The 17,941-nt window shown below is 66.1% G+C and carries 16 protein-coding genes; 6 read left to right on the top strand and 10 right to left on the bottom strand.

The annotated features are described in order from the left end of the window. Positions 1-77 precede the first annotated feature (77 nt). Genes rimP through rbfA form a run of 5 tightly spaced genes read left to right on the top strand, consistent with a single transcriptional unit; the run spans position 78 to position 5,822 of the window. Positions 78-575: a ribosome maturation factor RimP gene (gene rimP / locus H261_RS07095; protein ID WP_040475908.1), complete on the top strand. Its 498-nt coding sequence runs from the start codon at positions 78-80 to the stop codon at positions 573-575. A 15-nt stretch (positions 576-590) separates the two neighbouring features. Then, positions 591-2,102, top strand: coding sequence for a transcription termination factor NusA (gene nusA, locus H261_RS07100; protein WP_008615863.1), 1,512 nt, complete (start codon positions 591-593; stop codon positions 2,100-2,102). A gap of 12 nt (positions 2,103-2,114) precedes the next feature. Then, positions 2,115-2,711: an RNA-binding protein gene (locus H261_RS07105; protein ID WP_008615865.1), complete on the top strand. Its 597-nt coding sequence runs from the start codon at positions 2,115-2,117 to the stop codon at positions 2,709-2,711. Positions 2,712-2,738: 27 nt separating this feature from the next. Beyond that, positions 2,739-5,354 (top strand): translation initiation factor IF-2, encoded by a 2,616-nt coding sequence (gene infB, locus H261_RS07110; protein ID WP_008615867.1) that lies wholly within the window; start codon positions 2,739-2,741, stop codon positions 5,352-5,354. A gap of 36 nt (positions 5,355-5,390) precedes the next feature. After that, on the top strand, positions 5,391-5,822 hold the full coding sequence (gene rbfA / locus H261_RS07115) for a 30S ribosome-binding factor RbfA (RefSeq protein WP_008615869.1): 432 nt from the start codon (positions 5,391-5,393) through the stop codon (positions 5,820-5,822). A gap of 186 nt (positions 5,823-6,008) precedes the next feature. Here rbfA and leuB read toward each other — a convergent pair whose 3' ends face one another. The 10 genes from leuB to H261_RS07165 form a co-directional block, all read right to left on the bottom strand. Further along, on the bottom strand, positions 6,009-7,118 hold the full coding sequence (gene leuB, locus H261_RS07120) for a 3-isopropylmalate dehydrogenase (protein ID WP_008615870.1): 1,110 nt from the start codon (positions 7,116-7,118) through the stop codon (positions 6,009-6,011). Positions 7,119-7,212: 94 nt separating this feature from the next. Further along, positions 7,213-7,818, bottom strand: a complete 606-nt coding sequence (gene leuD, locus H261_RS07125) for a 3-isopropylmalate dehydratase small subunit (protein ID WP_008615871.1) — start codon at positions 7,816-7,818, stop codon at positions 7,213-7,215. Positions 7,819-7,945: 127 nt separating this feature from the next. Beyond that, a complete protein-coding gene (locus H261_RS07130) occupies positions 7,946-9,232 on the bottom strand; it encodes an SGNH/GDSL hydrolase family protein (protein ID WP_008615872.1) in 1,287 nt (428 codons plus the stop codon). An 87-nt stretch (positions 9,233-9,319) separates the two neighbouring features. Beyond that, positions 9,320-10,723, bottom strand: coding sequence for a 3-isopropylmalate dehydratase large subunit (leuC, locus tag H261_RS07135; RefSeq protein WP_008615874.1), 1,404 nt, complete (start codon positions 10,721-10,723; stop codon positions 9,320-9,322). A gap of 172 nt (positions 10,724-10,895) precedes the next feature. Further along, a complete protein-coding gene (rplS, locus tag H261_RS07140; RefSeq protein ID WP_008615877.1) occupies positions 10,896-11,342 on the bottom strand; it encodes a 50S ribosomal protein L19 in 447 nt (148 codons plus the stop codon). Positions 11,343-11,345: 3 nt separating this feature from the next. Next, positions 11,346-12,065 carry a tRNA (guanosine(37)-N1)-methyltransferase TrmD gene (trmD, locus tag H261_RS07145; RefSeq protein ID WP_008615879.1) on the bottom strand — a complete coding sequence of 240 codons (720 nt, stop codon included), beginning with the start codon at positions 12,063-12,065 and terminating at the stop codon, positions 11,346-11,348. After that, entirely contained in the window at positions 12,052-12,585 is a 534-nt protein-coding gene (gene rimM / locus H261_RS07150) for a ribosome maturation factor RimM (protein ID WP_040475910.1), read from the bottom strand. The genes trmD and rimM overlap by 14 nt, the downstream gene beginning before the upstream one ends. A gap of 6 nt (positions 12,586-12,591) precedes the next feature. Then, a complete protein-coding gene (gene rpsP / locus H261_RS07155; RefSeq protein WP_008615884.1) occupies positions 12,592-12,966 on the bottom strand; it encodes a 30S ribosomal protein S16 in 375 nt (124 codons plus the stop codon). A 46-nt stretch (positions 12,967-13,012) separates the two neighbouring features. Further along, positions 13,013-14,377, bottom strand: a complete 1,365-nt coding sequence (gene ffh / locus H261_RS07160) for a signal recognition particle protein (protein ID WP_008615885.1) — start codon at positions 14,375-14,377, stop codon at positions 13,013-13,015. Positions 14,378-14,569: 192 nt separating this feature from the next. Then, positions 14,570-16,330 carry a DEAD/DEAH box helicase gene (locus tag H261_RS07165; protein ID WP_008615888.1) on the bottom strand — a complete coding sequence of 587 codons (1,761 nt, stop codon included), beginning with the start codon at positions 16,328-16,330 and terminating at the stop codon, positions 14,570-14,572. A 246-nt stretch (positions 16,331-16,576) separates the two neighbouring features. Here H261_RS07165 and H261_RS07170 point away from each other — a divergent pair, with 246 nt between their 5' ends. Continuing rightward, a complete protein-coding gene (locus tag H261_RS07170; RefSeq protein WP_008615891.1) occupies positions 16,577-17,872 on the top strand; it encodes an adenylate/guanylate cyclase domain-containing protein in 1,296 nt (431 codons plus the stop codon). The last annotated feature ends 69 nt before the right edge of the window (positions 17,873-17,941 follow it).

The raw sequence follows: 17,941 nt of genomic DNA on the forward strand, positions 1-17,941 counted from the left end.
GGGATTGTGAGGGTGGGCCATCGGCCCACTTTTTTCGTTTTTAGGGACCAACGTTAGGTCGCAAGGCGACAGGGTTTATGGATCTTCAAAGCCGTTTGGAGGCCCTGATCGCGCCGTCACTGGACGCCATGGGGTACGAGTTGGTGCGGGTGCAGCTGCAGGGAAAGCAGCGGCTCACGCTCCAGATCATGGCGGATCGCAAAGACGGCGTGATGATGGCCGTGGACGATTGCGCCGACATCAGCCGCGCGGTTTCGGCCCTGCTGGATGTGGAGGACCCCATCTCGGCGGCCTATACCCTCGAGGTGAGTTCGCCGGGCATCGACCGTCCGTTGACCCGGGCCAAGGACTTCGTCACCTGGGCGGGGTTCGAGGCCAAGATGGAATCGTGCCAGCCCATCGATGGGCGCAAGCGGTTCCGGGGCAAGCTGCTGGGTCTGGACGAGGCGGGCGTCAATGTGCTCCTCGCCGTCGAGACCGGGGACGTTGCCATTCCGCTGGCCGACGTTCGTGGCGCCAAGCTGGTGCTGACCGACGAACTGATCGCCGCGACCATGCAAGACCAGGAAGAGTGAGGACGCATTAGGACCATGGAACGGATCGCCGCACTTCCCCGCCCCGAACTCCTTCAGGTGGCCGACGCCGTCGCCCGCGACAAGGGCATCGACCGCGACGAGGTTCTCGAAGCCATGGAGCAGGCCATTCAGAAGGCCGGTCGCTCCAAGTACGGCCACGAGCACGACATTCGCGCCCACATCGACCGCAAGACCGGCGAGATTCAGCTGGCCCGCTACATCGAAGTGGTCGAGGAGGTGGAGAACGAGGCCACCCAGCAGACCCTGAAGCAGGTGCTGAAGAAGAAGCCCGACGCCGCAATCGGTGACTTCCTGGTCGATCCGTTGCCGCCCATCGATTTCGGCCGCATCGCCGCCCAGACCGCCAAGCAGGTCATCGTCCAGAAGGTGCGCGACGCCGAGCGTCAGCGCCAGTTCAACGAATACAAGGACCGCGTCGGCGAGATCAGCAATGGTCTGGTCAAGCGCGTCGAATTCGGCAACGTCATCGTCGACCTCGGCCGGGCCGAGGCCCTGCTGCGCCGCGACGAGCTGATCCCGCGCGAGACCTTCCGCACCGGCGACCGCGTGCGGGCCTACATCTACGACGTCCGCCAGGAGCCCCGGGGGCCGCAAATCTTCCTGTCGCGCACCCATCCCATCTTCATGGCCAAGCTGTTCGCCCAGGAAGTGCCGGAAATCTACGACGGCATCATCGAGATCAAGGCGGTGGCCCGTGACCCCGGCTCGCGCGCCAAGATCGCCGTGCTGTCCCACGATTCCTCCATCGATCCCGTGGGCGCCTGCGTCGGCATGCGCGGCTCGCGCGTCCAGGCGGTGGTGGCCGAGCTGCAGGGTGAGAAGATCGACATCATCCAGTGGTCGCCCGACGTCGCCACCTTCGTGGTCAACGGCCTTGCGCCCGCCGAGGTCACCAAGGTGGTGCTGGACGAGGAAGCCGGCCGCATCGAGGTGGTGGTGCCCGACGACCAGCTGTCGCTGGCCATCGGCCGCCGCGGCCAGAACGTGCGTCTGGCCAGCCAGCTGACCCAGTGGAACATCGACATCCTCACCGAGGCCGAGGAATCCGAGCGCCGCACCGAGGAATTCCGCTCGCGCTCCAATATGTTCATCCAGGCCCTGGACGTGGACGACGTCATCGCCCATCTGCTGGTGACCGAGGGCTTCTCGTCGGTGGAGGAGGTGGCCTACGTGCCCGCCGAGGACATCGCCGATATCGAGGGCTTCGACGAGAACGTCGCCGAGGAGCTGCAGACCCGCGCGCGGAACTTCCTGGCCGAGCAGGACGAGCGCTACGACCAGATGCGCAAGGACATGGGCGTCGCCGACGAGATGGCCGCCATCGAGGGCTTGGCGCCCTCCATGCTGGTCAAGCTGGGCGACAAGGGTATCAAGACCCTGGACGATCTGGGCGATCTGGCCGGCGACGAGCTGATCGACATCCTGGGCAAGGATGCCATGAGCGAGGACGAGGCCAACGCGGTCATCATGGCGGCGCGCGCGCACTGGTTCGAGGAAGGCAAGTAAGGGGGGGGCGGCATGGCCGAATCCCCCGACCTGGAAGAGGAAGAAGAGGTCGGACCCGAGCGCCGGTGCATCGTCACCGGTCAGGTGCGGCCCAAGGCGGAATTGCTGCGGTTCGCCGTGGCGCCCGATGGTACGCTGTTTCCAGACCCCGGCCATGAGCTGCCCGGACGGGGAATCTGGTTGAGCGCCAGCCGGGATGTGGTAAATACGGCCGTGTCCAAACGGTCCTTCGCCCGGGCGGCCCGCCGCCAAGTGGCGGTGCCCGAGGGGCTGGCCGATCGGATCGAGGTGCTTCTGGCGCGCCGCTGCCTGGATATCCTGGGCCTTGCGCGCCGCGCCGGCCAGGCGGTCTGTGGGTTCGAAAAGGTGTGCGCCGAGATCAAGTCCCGCCGCGCCGCCTTGCTTCTTGGGGCCAGGGACGCCGCCCGCGACGGGCGCGCCAAGGTCCAGGCGATGGCACCCGGTGTGCCGGTGATCGAGCTTTTTGACGGGGCCGAGTTGGGCACCGTTTTTGGCCGCGATGCGGCCGTTCATGTCTGCGTGTCCCCGGGCAGGCTGGCGCAGCGTCTCAAGGATGACGCGGCGTTGCTTGCCGGTTTCCGCGGATGATTTTTTGCAGAAGAGACGAAGTCGTACATGAGCGATTCCCAGGATCAAGACCGTAAGGCCCCGCTGAAGCTGACCCAGCCGGGCAAGCTGGAGCTGAAGAAGACCGTCGAGACCGGCCAGGTCCGGCAGAGCTTCTCCCATGGACGATCCAAGGTGGTGACCGTCGAGGTCCGCAAGAAGCGCACCTTCTCCAGCGCCGGCGGCGCCATGCACGAGATCAAGGACGGCGTCCATTCCATCGCCGAGGCCGATCTCGCCGCCGCCGTGGCCAAGGTGGAGGCCGCGACGCGGGCCGCCAGCGCCCACGACCTGACCAACAACGAAAAGGCCGCCCGCGCCAAGGCGCTGCAGGACGCTCTCCACCAGCAGGAAGAGGCCCGCGTCCGTGCCGAGGAAGAGGCCGTCCGCCGCGCCGCCGAGGACGAGGCCAATCGCGTCGCCGAGGAAGAGGCCGCCCGCCTCGCCGAGGACGAGGCGCGCCTGCGCGCCGCCGAGCCGCAATCCGGTCAGGATTCCCCGGCCGAAGCCGCCGCTCCGGTTCCCGCCGCCGCTCCGGCCGCTCCTGCCGCCGCTCCCGCTCCGGCCCAGCCCAAGCCCGCCGCTCCCGTCGCCGGCGCACCCGCCGCTCCGGCCGGCGATGCGCCCGCCGCGCCGCGCGGCCGCACCGAGGAAGAGGAAGAGGAAGAGGAGCGCGCCAAGAAGCGCGCCGCCGCCCACAAGCCCGCCCCGGTCAAGCGCACCGAACCGCGGCGGCGCACCGGCAAGCTGACCATCACCGACGCGCTGACCGACGACGACCGCTCCGAGCGCGGCCGCTCGCTGGCCGCCGTCAAGCGCGCCCGCGAACGCGAGCGCCTGAAGCACATGCAGAAGGGCTCGGAAAAGGTCATCCGCGAGGTGATCGTGCCCGAAAGCATCACGGTGCAGGAGCTGGCCAACCGCATGGCGGTGCGCGGCGCCGACGTGATCAAGTGCCTGATGCGCCTGGGCGTGATGGCCACCATCAACCAGAACATCGATGCCGACACCGCCGAGCTGGTGGTCACCGAGTTCGGCCACAACATGAAGCGCGTGTCCGAAGCCGACGTCCTGGTCGGCCTGGAGGGCGAGGCCGACACCGACGAGGTGCTGATCTCGCGTCCGCCGGTGGTCACCGTCATGGGTCACGTCGACCACGGCAAGACCTCGCTCTTGGACGCGCTGCGCGCCACCGACGTGGTGTCGGGCGAAGCCGGCGGCATCACCCAGCACATCGGCGCCTATCAGGTGACCATGAGCTCGGGCGACAAGATCACCTTCATCGACACTCCCGGCCACGAGGCCTTCACCGCCATGCGCGCCCGCGGCGCCAAGGTGACCGACATCGTGGTGCTGGTGGTGGCCGCCGACGACGGCATCATGCCGCAGACGGTGGAAGCCATCCGCCACGCCAAGGCCGCCGGCGTGCCGATCATCGTCGCCATCAACAAGATCGACAAGCCCGGCGCCAATACCGAAAAGGTCCGCCAGGAGCTGTTGCAGCACGAACTGGTGACCGAGGAACTGGGCGGCGACGTCCTGGCCATCGAGGTGTCCGCCAAGAAGCGCATGAACCTCGAGAAGCTGGAAGAAGCCATCCTGCTGCAGGCCGAAATCCTCGACCTCAAGGCCAACCCGACCCGTGCCGCCCAGGGTGTGGTGGTCGAGGCCAAGATGGAAAAGGGCCGCGGCTCGGTGGCAACCGTGCTGGTGCAGAAGGGGACGATCCGGGTCGGCGAAGTGTTCGTGGCCGGCGCCGAATGGGGCCGCGTCCGCGCCCTGGTCGACGACCACGGCAATTCCATCAAGGAAGCCGGCCCCTCCACTCCGGTCGAGGTGCTGGGCCTGCAGGGCACCCCCGCCGCCGGCGACGATTTCGTCACCGTCGAGGACGAGGGCCGCGCCCGCGAAATCGCCGGCTACCGCCAGCGCATGGACCGCGAGGCCAAGGCCAAGCTGGCCCAGCGCGGCACCCTGGAGCAGATGTTCTCGGCCATCAAGTCGGGCGAGGCCCAGGAACTGCCCGTGGTCATCAAGGGCGACGTGCAGGGCTCCATCGAGGCCATCTCGTCCACCCTGGAGAAGATGGGCAACGAAAACGTCAAGGTGCGCATCCTGCATGCCGCCGTCGGCGCCATCAACGAGTCGGACATCACCCTGGCCAAGGCTTCCAACGGCCTGCTGATCGGCTTCAACGTCCGCGCCAATCCCCAGGCCCGCGACATGGCGCGGCGCGACGGCGTCGACATCCGCTACTACTCGATCATCTACGACGTCACCGACGACCTGAAGAAGATGCTGTCGGGCATGCTGGCGCCGGAACTGCGCGAGCGCTTCCTGGGCTACGCCTCCATCCGCGAGGTGTTCAACATCACCAAGGTCGGCAAGGTGGCGGGCTGCATGATCACCGAGGGCACCGTCAAGCGCGGGTCCAAGGTGCGCCTGCTGCGCGACAACGTGGTCATCCATACCGGCGACCTCGCCCAGCTCAAGCGCTTCAAGGACGACGTCAAGGACGTCCGCGAGGGCTACGAGTGCGGCATGTCCTTCACCAATTACGAGGACATCCGGGTCGGCGACGTCATCGAATGCTTCGAGATCGAGGAGATCGCGGTCACCCTGTAACGGGGTGATCGTGTCTCTCGCGGCGGAGTCTTTGCCATGAGCCGGGGTGCCAAGCCACCGTCCCAGCGCCAGCTTCGCGTCGGCGAGGAACTGCGCCACGCCATCGCCATGGTGATCGAGCGCGGCGAGTTCCGCGACCCCGACCTCCAGGGCCGCGCCATCACCGTCACCGAGGTCCGGGTCAGCCCCGATCTGCGCAACGCCACGGTCTTCGTGGTGCCGCTGGGCGGTGGCGAAGTCGCCCCCATCCTGACCGGCCTGAAACGCGCCAAGGCCTTCCTGCGCCATGAACTGGCCCGCATGGTAGAACTGCGCGCCGTGCCCGATCTGTGGTTCCAGGAAGACACCACCTTCGATACCGCGTCGCGCATCGACTCGATCCTCAACTCGCCGGAAGTGCGGCGCGACATCGCCCATGCTTCGGCCGAGAACGACGACTTTCCCACCGACGGCGACGACGGGCAGTAGTAGGGGATCGCTGGCGCGAGCGGGCTGCCGCCCGCACCCACGCGGAAGCACAGCTTCCGCACCTTCAGTTTTTCCTATAAACAAGGAATAGGGATGCGCGAAGGGACGAGTCCCTTCGCATCTTCTTTCCCCAAAACAAAACGGCGGCCCCTTTCGGGACCGCCGCCGCGTTTCGTCGCCTGAGGATCAGGCGTTGAGCTTGTCCAACTCGCGGACCACGGCTTCACCCATGACGGTGGTGGAGACCTTGGCCTTGCCGGGCTGCATGATGTCGGCGGTGCGCAGGCCGCCCTTCAGGACGTTCTTGACGGCATTCTCGATCAGGTCGGCCTCGGCGGCCATGTCGAACGAGTAGCGCAGGCACATGGCGAACGACATGATGGTGGCCAGCGGGTTGGCCATGTCCTTGCCGGCGATGTCGGGGGCCGAGCCGTGGACGGGCTCGTAGAGGGCCTTGCGGCGGCCCTGGGCGTCGGCTTCACCCAAGGAGGCCGACGGCAGCATGCCGAGGCTGCCGGTCAGCATAGCGGCGCAATCGGACAGGATGTCGCCGAACATGTTCTCGGTGACCATCACGTCGAACTGCTTGGGATTGCGCACCAACTGCATGGCGGCGTTGTCCACGTACATGTGGCTGAGTTCCACGTCGGGGAACTCCTCCTTCTGCAGCTTGATCATCTCTTCGCGCCACAGCACGGTGCATTCCAGCACGTTGGCCTTGTCCACCGAGCAGAGCTTCTTGTTGCGCTTCCTCGCCAGGTCGAAGGCGACGCGGCCGATGCGCTGGATTTCGGGCGTGGTGTAGACCAGGGTGTTGTAGCCCTTGCGGGTGCCGTCGGGCAGGGTGTCGATGCCGCGCGGCTGGCCGAAATACAGGCCGCCGGTCAGCTCGCGCAGGATCATGATGTCCAGGCCGGCGACCACTTCGTTCTTCAGCGTCGAGGCGTCGGCCAGGGCTTCCAGCACGGTGGCGGGGCGCAGATTGGCGAACAGGCCCATTTCCTTGCGGATCTTCAGCAGGCCGCGCTCGGGCTTGACATCGAAGGGCAGGTCGTCCCACTTGGGGCCGCCCACGGCGCCCAGCAGCACGGCGTCGGCGGCCATGGCGGCGGCCAGGGTCTCGTCGGACAGCGGGGTGCCGTGCACGTCGTAGGAGGAGCCGCCGATCAGGCCTTCGGTGATCTCGAACTCGATCTTCCGCTTGCGGGCCATCCAGTCGATGATCCGGCGGACCTGCGCCATCACTTCGACGCCGATGCCGTCACCGGGAAGGATCAAAAGCTTCTTGGCGGCCATACTACTCTCCCGAACCTAGGATATATCGATCGGATGCCTGCCTAACGCCTGGGCGAGGCCCCGTCAAGCAACGGATGGAAACGAATTCCCTTGGCTACAGCCAGGGCGAGGACACCTTGCGGGCTTCCTCAAACGCCGCGATCTTGCCTTCGCGCTGGAGCGTCAAACCGATGTCGTCCAGGCCGTTCAGCAGGCAATGCTTGCGGAAGGGATCGACCTCGAAGGCGATGGAGCCGCCGTCGGGGCCGGTGATGACCTGACGCGCCAGATCGACGGTGACAATGGCGTTGGCGCCGCGATTGGCGTCGTCCAGCAGCTTGTCCACCTGCTCCTGCGGCAAGGTGATGGGCAGGATGCCGTTCTTGAAGCAGTTGTTGAAGAAGATGTCGGCGAAGCTGGGCGCGATGACGCAGCGGATGCCGAAATCACCGATGGCCCACGGCGCATGCTCACGCGACGAGCCGCAGCCGAAATTGGCGCCGGCCACCAGGATCTTGGCCGAGCGATAGGCCGGCTTGTTCAGCACGAAGTCGGGGACTTCCTTGCCGTCCTGGGTGTAGCGCATCTCGTCGAACAGATTCTTGCCCAGCCCGGTGCGCTTGATGGTCTTGAGGAACTGCTTGGGGATGATCATGTCGGTGTCGACGTTGATCATGGGCAGCGGCGCCGCGACGCCGGTGAGAGTGGTGAACTTTTCCATAACTACGTCCGTCTCCCTCGATTCATTCTCTTCCCTCGACTGAAAGGGACGGGGGCGCAAACGCCGCGAGAACATTATCGCTCCCGCGCCTGCGGCGCCACCCCGCATCATGCAGCCATTATCGCCCTTACAACTTCCGATCAAGTTCTCCGCGCCGACTGGCCATCCGCGCGGCCTCCATGATGTGGGGTCCCAGTTTATCCGCCAGGACGGAATTAATCACAGTATATCCAGCCGGCGTATAGTGAACATGGTCGCATGCGTAAGTCACGTCGGCAGGCTTGCTCGCGAATGCATGCGTCATATCCAAGAATACCAACTGCTTTTGGCTTGCATAGCTCTTTGCCAGAGCAGTGACGCGCTCTCCGACGCGGCCAAAAAATTTCTCGCGAGCCTTCAGCGGCCCGGTATCCTTGCCCCAGGCACCCTTATCCCAATTTTCAAAAATTTCCTGTTCTTCTGTACTCATGGGCACGCCTTCATACATGATGGGCTGAAGAACGTAGGCATACGACATCTGCGGCCAGCCGAGAGTCAGGGACAGGGAGGAACGGATATTGCGCTCGAGACGGTCAACCTGCGGAGCGAACCGCTCCTCGGCGGTAGGAACCGGAATCTCGACGCTGGCATCACCCTTTTCCAGGATATTTCGGGCGCGGGCGCGCTCCTTGGTGAGCTTGTTCAGGACCCGTCTGTAATTATCCATGGTGAAGCGCGCCAGGGCCAGATGGTCCTGCAGAATGATCGGAAGCTGCTTCAGCAGCCCCCCAAAGGTGAACATATTGTTGTAGGAATCATAAAGGGCCAGCGCATCGCCGCCGTAATTGGACCGCAGCAATCCCTTGATGTCGCTGCCGCTCCACCCTTCACCGAATGAGTTGTAAAAGTCGTTTGCGCCATCGAACATGATGATGTAATCGGGGGCCAGGCCGGTGATGACTCGATCGAGCAGTGCCGATTCCTGAGCCGAGAAATAGGCACTGACTCCCGCGTTGATGACGTGCGGAACAAGATTGATCTTGTTTGCGGCGAACATCTCCTTGAGGGATGTCTCGAGCCGGGCGGTGATGCTCAGGGACGGAGCCGGGACGCAGCTTCCGGCCACCGTGCTGCCGCCCAGGATAAACACCCGGAATTCATTGGCCGGCTTGACGGTCAGGTCGCGGTCTCCGTCATCGCCATTGGTCACAAAGCCATGGCGATCGGAAAACAGGGCTTTCTTGACACGGGAGTTCGGCTTATGGGCATAGCCCACATACGGGATATGAGTGAATTTCACATTCCGTTCCGAAAAATTCCCATCTTTCTGCCCGTAGTAAATCTGTAGCGCGATCTCAGCAAGAATGAACGGCATGAGTGCAGCAAGGCAAAGAATAAAGAACTTCTTTGCAGGAGATGCACGTTCCAGGCTCATTGCGTCATTGCTCCCCGAATATCCGGACCATTTTCGACCTGTCGGGTTTAAAGCCCGTCATCTGCTCCGGTGGCCCGGTCTCGTCGCTTACAGACTCCGCACATCCGTCAGCCTGCCGGTGACGGCGGCGGCGGCGGCCATGGCGGGGCTGACCAGATGGGTGCGCCCGCCGCGGCCCTGGCGGCCCTCGAAATTGCGGTTCGAGGTCGACGCCGAGCGCTGGCCCGGCTTCAACTGGTCGGCGTTCATGGCCAGGCACATGGAGCAGCCGGGCTCGCGCCATTCGGCACCCGCCTCGAGGAATACCTTGTCCAGGCCCTCTTCCTCGGCCTGCTCCTTGACCAGGCCCGAACCGGGAACCACCAGGACCTGGACGCCCGGGGCGACCTTGCGGCCCTTGAAGATCTCGGCGGCGGCGCGGAAATCCTCGATACGGCCGTTGGTGCACGAGCCGATGAACACTACGTCGATGGCGATGTCGGTGGCCTTCTGGCCGGCGGTGAGGCCCATGTAGTCGAGCGAGCGCTCGACGGCCTTGCGCTTGGCCTCGTCCTTGATGTCGGCGGGGTTGGGCACGGTGCCGGTGATCGGAATGACGTCCTCGGGGCTGGTGCCCCAGGTGATCTGCGGCACCAGGGCGGAGGCGTCGAGGGTCACCTCGGCATCGAAATGGGCGCTTTCGTCGGTGAACAGGGTCTTCCAGTAGCTGACCGCTGCCTCGAAGGCGGCGCCCTTGGGCGAGCGCGGCTTGCCGGCGATGTAGGCGAAGGTCTTGTCGTCGGGGGCGATCAGGCCGGCGCGGGCACCGGCCTCGATGGTCATGTTGCAGACCGTCATGCGGCCTTCCATGGACAGGTCGCGGATGGCCTCGCCGGCGAATTCCACCACGTAGCCGGTCCCGCCGGCGGTGCCGATCTTGCCGATGATGGCCAGCACGATGTCCTTGGCGGTGACGCCGGAGCCGGGCTTGCCGGTCACGGTGATGCGCATGTTCTTGGCCGGCTTCTGCACCAGGGTCTGGGTGGCCAGCACGTGCTCCACCTCGGAGGTGCCGATGCCGAAGGCCAGGGAGCCGAAGGCGCCGTGGGTGGCGGTGTGGGAATCACCGCAGACGATGGTGGTGCCGGGCAGGGTGAAACCCTGTTCCGGCCCGACGATGTGCACCACGCCCTGGCGGATGTCGTCCATGGCGAAGTATTCGACGCCGAACTTCCGGGCGTTGGCTTCCAGGGTCTCGACCTGAATCCGGCTCTCCTCGTTCTCGATGCCCTTGGAGCGGTCGGTGGTCGGCACGTTGTGGTCGGCCACGGCCAGGGTCATCTCGGGATGGCGCACCTTGCGGCCCGACATCTCCAGGCCCTCGAAGGCCTGCGGGCTGGTGACCTCGTGGACCATGTGGCGGTCGATGTAGATCAGGCAGGTACCGTCGTCCTGGACGTCCACCAGATGGGCGTCCCAGATCTTGTCGAACAGCGTGCGGGGCTTGGCCATGTCGAATCCCTAGAATGAAGCAGCACTCAGGCGGCCTGATATCTCGGGACGCGAACGCCCCTGGGGCTAAGAGGCCGCACCAACCAGTCAAGCATCCGGTCCCCGAACAGCCCCCTTCCCGGCGGGAAGGAGGCTGATACGAGGGCGGAACCAAGGAACCGAAAGGAAGAGACTACTCTTCCTTGGCGGCGGCGACCTTGGCGGCCTTGACGGCGGCGGCGTCGGCGCGCTCGGCGGCGGCCACCTTGCCGGAATGGCCGGTGGTCTGCTCGGCGATACGGGCCGACTTGCCGCGACGGTCGCGCAGGTAGTACAGCTTGGCCCGGCGTACGTCGCCGCGGCGCACCACCTCGATGGAGGCGATGTTCGGGGAGTACAGCGGGAAGATACGCTCGACGCCCTCGCCGTAGCTGATCTTGCGCACCACGAAGGACGAGTTCAGGCCGTCGTTCTTGCGGGCGATGCAGACGCCCTCATAGGCCTGGACGCGCTCGCGGTTGCCTTCGATCACCTTGACGTTGACCTTCAGCGTATCGCCCGGAGCAAAGCTGGGGACGCCGCGATCGGCGGTCAGCTTCTCGATCTGCTCCTTCTCGAGCTGCTCAATGATGTTAACCATGGCTCAACCCTCACTCACGTTCTTGGCCGCGACGTACCGATCCCAGAGATCGGGCCGGCGCTGCCGGGTTATGTCCTCCGCCTGACGTTTCCGCCATGCGCGAATCTTCTCGTGGTGACCGGAAAGCAGGACCTCCGGCACCGTTCGCCCGTCCCATACCTGGGGCCGGGTATAATGGGGATACTCAAGCAATCCCCATTCGAAGCTCTCTTCCGCCAGCGATTCCTCCTTCCCGATCACGCCGGGAAGCAGGCGGACGATGGCGTCCAACATCACCAGCGCCGCCGGCTCGCCGCCCGAAAGGACGAAATCGCCGGCGCTGATCTCGAGCGCCCCGTGGGCCTCCAGCAACCGCTGGTCGACCCCTTCGAAACGCCCGCACAGAACCCTCACACCCGGCCCCGCCGCCAGCTCACGAACCAGGTTCTGGTTCAGCAGCCGGCCGCGCGGCGTCATGTACACCAGAGGCCCCGGCGCCGGGCTGCCCTGGATGGCGGCGTCCAGCACGTCGGGACGCATCACCATTCCGGCTCCGCCGCCGAAGGGCGAGTCGTCCACCGACCGGTGCCTATCCGAAGCGAAGCTCCGGATATCCACCGTGTCGAGAGCCCACTTGCCCTCCTCCAGCGCCCTTCCTGCCAAAGACAGGCCGAGCGGCCCCGGAAACATCTCGGGGAAGATGGTGAGCAATGTGGCCCGCCAGGGGTCCCTATGCTCCACCATTCCTCTCCTCGTTCTCATCGGGCGCGTAGACCGGCGGAACCACCACCAGCCGACCGCCCGCAATATCCACTTCCGGCACCGAGTCCTTGGTGAAGGGCACCATCATGTCGCCTTTCGGCTCCAGCTTGATGTCCAGCACGTCACCGGCCCCGTAATCGGCCACCGCCTTGACGGTGCCCAACCTCTTGCCGTCGACCGCCTCCACCACCAGCCCGATCAGATCGGAATAGAGGAACTCGTCCTCGGCCAATCTGCCGGGGAGACGCTCGCGGGGCACCCACAATCCGGTGCCCTTCAGCGCCTCGGCGGCGTTGCGGTCGGCAATTCCCTCCAGCGTGGCGATGACCAGGCCCTTGACCTCGCCCGTCACCTTCAGCCGGAATTTGGTGCCGCCCGCCTCGTCCTCCATCGGGGAGTAATAGCCGATATCGGCCGGCTCCTCGGTAAAGCTCTTGATGCGGACCGCACCCCGGACCCCATGGACGCCGACGATCACGCCGACGCGGACACGAGGTCCCATGGGGAATTACTCGCCCGCTTCGGAAGCGGCGGCGGCGGCGGCCGCGTCGCGCTCGGCCTGGTCCTTGGCGCGCTGCAGCGCCTTGGCCTTGGGCTGGGGCTGCTTGGTCTGCTCAGGCCGCGCCGGCTTGGCGATCAGGCCCTTGTCGGCGAAGAAGCGGACCAGACGGTCGGTCGGCTGGGCGCCGACGGAGAGCCAATGCTTGACGCGGTCCTCGTCGAGAATCCAGCGCTGGCCGTTGTCGTTCGGCAGCATGGGGTTGTAGGTGCCCACCTTCTCGATGAAGCGGCCATCGCGCGGCGCGCGGGCGTCGGCGACGACGATCTTGTAGAACGGACGCTTCTTGGCGCCGCCGCGGGAGAGACGAATCTTCAGAGCCATTCTTAGGTCTTCCTCTGTTCGAAACCGAATAACCTTTGGGCGCCGGTCAGCGCCCGAACTTCATGCCGGGGGGCAGCAGGCCGCCGATGCCGTGCCGCATCAGCCCCTTCTGACCCAGCTTGCCGACCTTCTTCATCATGTCGGCCATCTGCTGATACTGCTTGAGCAGCTTGTTGACGTCCTGGACCTCGACCCCGGCGCCCGCGGCGATGCGCTTCTTGCGCGACGCCTTGATCAGGTCGGGATTGCGGCGCTCGGCCTTGGTCATGGACGTGATGATCGCTTCCTGGCGGGCGACCATCTTGTTGTCGATATTGGCGTCCTTCAGCGCGCCGGCCATCTTGCCGATGCCGGGCAGCATGCCGAGGATGCCCTTCAGGTCACCCATCTTGCGGACCTGGGCGAATTGCTTGCGCATGTCGTCCAGGTCGAACTTGCCCTTCTCCATGCGCTTGGCAAGACGCTCGGCCTCTTCCTGGTCCAGCGTCTCCATGGCCTTCTCGACCAGGCCGACCACGTCGCCCATGCCGAGAATGCGCCCGGCGATGCGGTCCGGGTGGAAGACTTCCAGGGCGTCGAGCTTTTCGCCGGCACCCAGGAACTTGATGGGCCGCCCGGTGATGGCGCGCATGGACAGGGCGGCGCCGCCACGGGCGTCGCCGTCGATACGGGTGAGAACGATGCCGGTGACGCCGACCTTCTCGTTGAATTCGCGCGCCAGGGTGACGGCATCCTGGCCGGTCATGGCGTCGGTGACCAGCAGGGTCTCGGTGGGCTGGGTGGCGTCGCGCACGGCGGCGACCTCGGCCATCAGCTCCTGGTCGATGTGCAGGCGGCCGGCGGTGTCGAGAATGACGACATCGTAGCCTTCCTTGCGGCCCACGTCGACGGCCCGCCTGGAGATGGCCACCGGCATCTCGCCCATGACGATGGGCAGGCTGCCCACCTCGGCCTGTCCGGCCAGAATCTGCAATTGCTGCTGGGCGGCGGGGCGGTAGACGTCGAGCGAAGCGAGAAGAACCTTCTTCTTCTCCTTCTTGAGCTTCAAGGCGATCTTGGCCGAGGTGGTGGTCTTGCCCGACCCCTGCAGGCCGACCATCAGGATGACCACCGGCGGCACGGCGCTGAGGTTGAGCTCGGTACCCTTGGTGCCCAGGGTGGCGATCAGCTCGTCGTGGACGATCTTCACCACCATCTGGCCGGGGGTGACCGACTTGATCACCTCCTGGCCGACGGCGCGGGCCTTGACCCGGCCGATGAATTCCTTGACCACGGAGAGCGCGACGTCGGCCTCGAGCAGGGCGACGCGAACCTCGCGCAGGGCCTCGGTGACGTCGGCTTCCGACAGGGCGCCACGGCCCGTCAGCTTCTCGAACACCTTACCCAGTCTTGAGCTCAAGCTCTCGAACATCATCCAGGCCCAAAAACAATTACACGCCGGTGCGCGACACTCGCGGACCAGCGGGCCTCCTCGGAGGCGGGGATCTCCAGAACTCTGAAGAGGATGGGGTTCTAGTCCGTCGCGGCGGAAGAGTCAACAGGAATGGCGGCCGGGACGGCCGCGCTCCATGGCGTTTTCGGAGCGCGGGCATCCTGTCCGCATTCAGGCCCGCTCGGGCTTGCCCTTGCGGGGACCGTCCTTCTTGTCCTTCCATGGGGCCTTCTTCGGCCCGCCGGTCTTCGGCCCGATGGGCTTGACCCCGGCGGGGACGGGGCCGGCGGCGGGTTCCGAGGCGTGCTCGGCCAGGCGCTCGATGCGCACCTCGGCCTTTTCGATCTGGCGGAGCGCGGTGGCGAAGCGGTCGGCGGTGGCGGCGTCGATCTCGAAGCGGGTCTCGCGCTCGAAGATGCGGATGGCGCCGATCTCCGCCTTGGTGATCTTGCCCTGGCGGCAGATCATGGGGATCAGCCAGCGCGGATCGGCGTTCTTCTGGCGGCCGATATTCATGCGGAACCATACGGCTCCGCCGGGCAGGCCGGGGCCTTTGCCCTCGCGCGGCGGGCGGGGTTCGCGCTCGCGGTGCTCCCGGGGTTCCCGAGACGGCGAGCCGGGGCCGGGATCGAACACTTCCTCGGCGGCGGGCAGGTGCGAGCGGTACATGCGCACCAGGGCGGCGGCGATCTCCTCGGCCGGGCGCTCGGCCAGCAGGGCCTTGGCCATGGCCAGATCGTCCTCGGTGGTCTCCTCGGTGAGCAGCGGGCTGGTCAGCAGGCGCTCCTGGTCCAGCTTGCGGATGTCTTCGGCCGAGGGCGCCCCGCTCCAGATGGCCTGGAGTCCGGCGGTCTGCAGCAGCATGTCCGCCTTGCGCCGCCGGGACAGCTGGACCAGCAGCACGCTCACCCCCTTCTTGCCCGCCCGGCCGGTGCGGCCGGAGCGGTGCTGCAGGGTCTGGGCGTTCTGCGGCAGTTCGGCATGGATCACCAGCCCGAGATTGGGCAGGTCGATGCCGCGTGCCGCCACGTCGGTGGCGACGCAGACCCGGGCGCGGCCGTCGCGGAGCGCCTGCAGCGCGTTGTTGCGCTCGTTCTGGCCCAACTCGCCCGACAGGGCCACGGCGGCGAAGCCGCGCTCCAGCAGGATGGCCTGGAGGTGACGCACCGAATCGCGCGTGTTGCAGAACACCATGGCGGTGGGCGATTCGAAATAGCGCAGCAGGTTGACCACCGCGTGCTCGATCTCGTTGGGAGCCACCCGCACGGCGCGGTATTCGATGTCGGCATGGCCTTGCGTCCCGGCCGAGACGGCGATGCGCCAGGCGTTGCGCTGGTAGCGCTTGGCCATGGAAACGATGCCGTGGGGCAGGGTGGCCGAGAACAAAAGGGTGCGGCGCTCCTGGGGCGTGGCCTCCAGGATGAATTCCAGGTCCTCGCGGAAGCCGAGGTCGAGCATCTCGTCGGCCTCGTCCAGCACCACCGCCTTCAGGCGGTTGATGCGCAACCCGCCGCGCTCCAGGTGGTCGCGCAGGCGCCCGGGGGTGCCCACCACGATATGAGCGCCCTGGCCCAGCATGCGCTGCTCGGCGCGGGGATCCATGCCGCCGACGCAGGAGACCACGCGGGCACCGGCATGCTCGTACAGCCAGGTCAGCTCGCGGTGGACCTGCAGCGCCAGCTCGCGGGTCGGGGCGACGATCAGGGCCAGGGGCTCGGCCGCCGGCTCCAGCACGAAGGAATCGCCCAGAAGGGTGTCGGCGATGGCCAGGCCGTAGGCCACGGTCTTGCCGGACCCGGTCTGCGCCGAGACCAGCAGGTCGCGGCCCGCGGCGCCGGGTTCGAGCACGGCTTCCTGAACGGCGGTGGGGTCGGTGTAGTCGCGCTCGGTCAGAGCCTTGAGCAGCGGATGGCCCGCGGGAAAGAAGTCCATGGAGAGGTGGGTGCTTTCTTCAGAAATAAAGGGGGGCGCTGGCCCCGGGCTTTCCGCCAAGGGGCGGCAAGCGACGCGGTGAGATATCACGATTCCCGTCGCCATGACCAAGAATATTGATCCGCCCGCCGGACAGCCCAGCCGTGCGCCCGCCGAAGAACCGCCGTTCAGGCCCCGTTCATCCGGCGGCGGCTACGGTTGGCTTGGATTAATTCCGCGCGTACAGCCGGGGGGGGGGGAGCGAGCATGACCGCCATCATAGAGCCCGTGGATCAGCCTTTTCCCATCCGCCGGCTGTTCCTCACCCGGATGATCCCGGCCCTGGTGGTTTCGGCGTTGATCCTGCTGGCCGGCGGCTGGCTGTCGGTGACCTCGCTGGAGCGCCGCGTCTATCTGGAGACGACCCAGCGCCGGGTGGAGAACGCCGTGCATCTGGTGGAGAAGGCCGAGGCCGCCATCTGGTCGCGCCTGATCGCCGGAGAGAATCCGGCGGTGGTGTTCGCCGACCCGGCCAGCGCCCGGGCCCGCTTTCTGCTGGAGGCGGTGGCCAATGACGGCCACGTCTACAAGCTGAAGATCTTCAACGAGCGCGGCATCACGCTGTATGCCTCGGACAGCGCCGACCTCGGGGTGCGCGAGGAGAATGCCCTGATGCGCCGGGTGCTGCGCAACCTGCGCCCCGAGATCGAGACCACTCTGCGCGGCGACCTGTCGCTTTATGAAATCTATATTCCCGTCCAGAGCGGCGGCCATACCATCGCCTTCGAGGTCTACGAGCCGTCCAGCGTGCTCGACGACATCATCTTCGACAGCTTCGCCCGGTTCGCCGTGCTGCCGGCGCTGATCCTGCTGGCCTTCGGCGTGTGGCTTCACCGGGTGGTGAGCAAGGCCCAGGCCGATATCGACGGTCGGGTCAACGTGCAGCAGAGCCTGCGCCGCCAGTTGGAGCGCTTCGTGTCGCAAAGCGCCGGCGCGGCAGCGCGCCTGTCCCCCGACGGGGTGGTGCCGACCACCCGCGCCGGGATGACCCTGTTTTATTCCGACGTCCGCGACTTCTCCAGCCTGGCCGAGTTCCATCCGCCCAGGGCGACGGTGGATTTTCTCAACGAACTGATGACCCGTCAGGTGGAGATCGTCACCAATCATGGCGGCGACGTGGACAAGATGATCGGCGACGCCTTGCTGGTGCGCTTCGAGGGCAGCGACCGCGAGGCCCGGGCCCTGGCGGCGGCTCAGGCCGTGCTGTCCGATCTGGCGGCGCGTCCCATGGCCCGCTCCATCGGCATCGGCATCTATGACGGCGAGGCCATCCTGGGCGCCATCGGCCCCAAGGAGCGGCAGGACTTCACGGTGATCGGCGACAGCGTCAATCTGGCGGCCCGGTTATGCTCCTTGGCCGAGGCCAACCAGTTGGTCATCGACGAACTGGCCCTGCGCCGCTCGGGCCTGCCCGATACCGGCTTTTCGGCCGCCGAGGAGAACAAGGTCAAGGGCCGGGCCGGACTGGTCAGTGTTCGCCGCTGGTCGCCAGTCCAGGCATAACAAATTGATAGGACCCGTTCCTTCACTAAAACTTCAGACTCTGTCGGGAATAGTACCAAGTTGAACCAG

It is taken from the genome of Paramagnetospirillum caucaseum (genome assembly GCF_000342045.1).
GTDB lineage: Bacteria > Pseudomonadota > Alphaproteobacteria > Rhodospirillales > Magnetospirillaceae > Phaeospirillum > Phaeospirillum caucaseum.

Coding starts and splice junctions, on each gene's coding strand:
- rpsP (WP_008615884.1), bottom strand. CDS start 12,966: ATGGCTCTGAAGATTCGTCTCTCCCGCGGCGGCGCCAAGAAGCGTCCG.
- rimM (WP_040475910.1), bottom strand. CDS start 12,585: ATGGGACCTCGTGTCCGCGTCGGCGTGATCGTCGGCGTCCATGGGGTC.
- leuB (WP_008615870.1), bottom strand. CDS start 7,118: ATGGCCGCCAAGAAGCTTTTGATCCTTCCCGGTGACGGCATCGGCGTC.
- infB (WP_008615867.1), top strand. CDS start 2,739: ATGAGCGATTCCCAGGATCAAGACCGTAAGGCCCCGCTGAAGCTGACC.
- trmD (WP_008615879.1), bottom strand. CDS start 12,065: ATGGTGGAGCATAGGGACCCCTGGCGGGCCACATTGCTCACCATCTTC.
- H261_RS07170 (WP_008615891.1), top strand. CDS start 16,577: ATGACCGCCATCATAGAGCCCGTGGATCAGCCTTTTCCCATCCGCCGG.
- leuD (WP_008615871.1), bottom strand. CDS start 7,818: ATGGAAAAGTTCACCACTCTCACCGGCGTCGCGGCGCCGCTGCCCATG.
- H261_RS07105 (WP_008615865.1), top strand. CDS start 2,115: ATGGCCGAATCCCCCGACCTGGAAGAGGAAGAAGAGGTCGGACCCGAG.
- rplS (WP_008615877.1), bottom strand. CDS start 11,342: ATGGTTAACATCATTGAGCAGCTCGAGAAGGAGCAGATCGAGAAGCTG.
- H261_RS07130 (WP_008615872.1), bottom strand. CDS start 9,232: ATGAGCCTGGAACGTGCATCTCCTGCAAAGAAGTTCTTTATTCTTTGC.
- ffh (WP_008615885.1), bottom strand. CDS start 14,377: ATGTTCGAGAGCTTGAGCTCAAGACTGGGTAAGGTGTTCGAGAAGCTG.
- rbfA (WP_008615869.1), top strand. CDS start 5,391: ATGAGCCGGGGTGCCAAGCCACCGTCCCAGCGCCAGCTTCGCGTCGGC.
- rimP (WP_040475908.1), top strand. CDS start 78: ATGGATCTTCAAAGCCGTTTGGAGGCCCTGATCGCGCCGTCACTGGAC.
- nusA (WP_008615863.1), top strand. CDS start 591: ATGGAACGGATCGCCGCACTTCCCCGCCCCGAACTCCTTCAGGTGGCC.
- leuC (WP_008615874.1), bottom strand. CDS start 10,723: ATGGCCAAGCCCCGCACGCTGTTCGACAAGATCTGGGACGCCCATCTG.
- H261_RS07165 (WP_008615888.1), bottom strand. CDS start 16,330: ATGGACTTCTTTCCCGCGGGCCATCCGCTGCTCAAGGCTCTGACCGAG.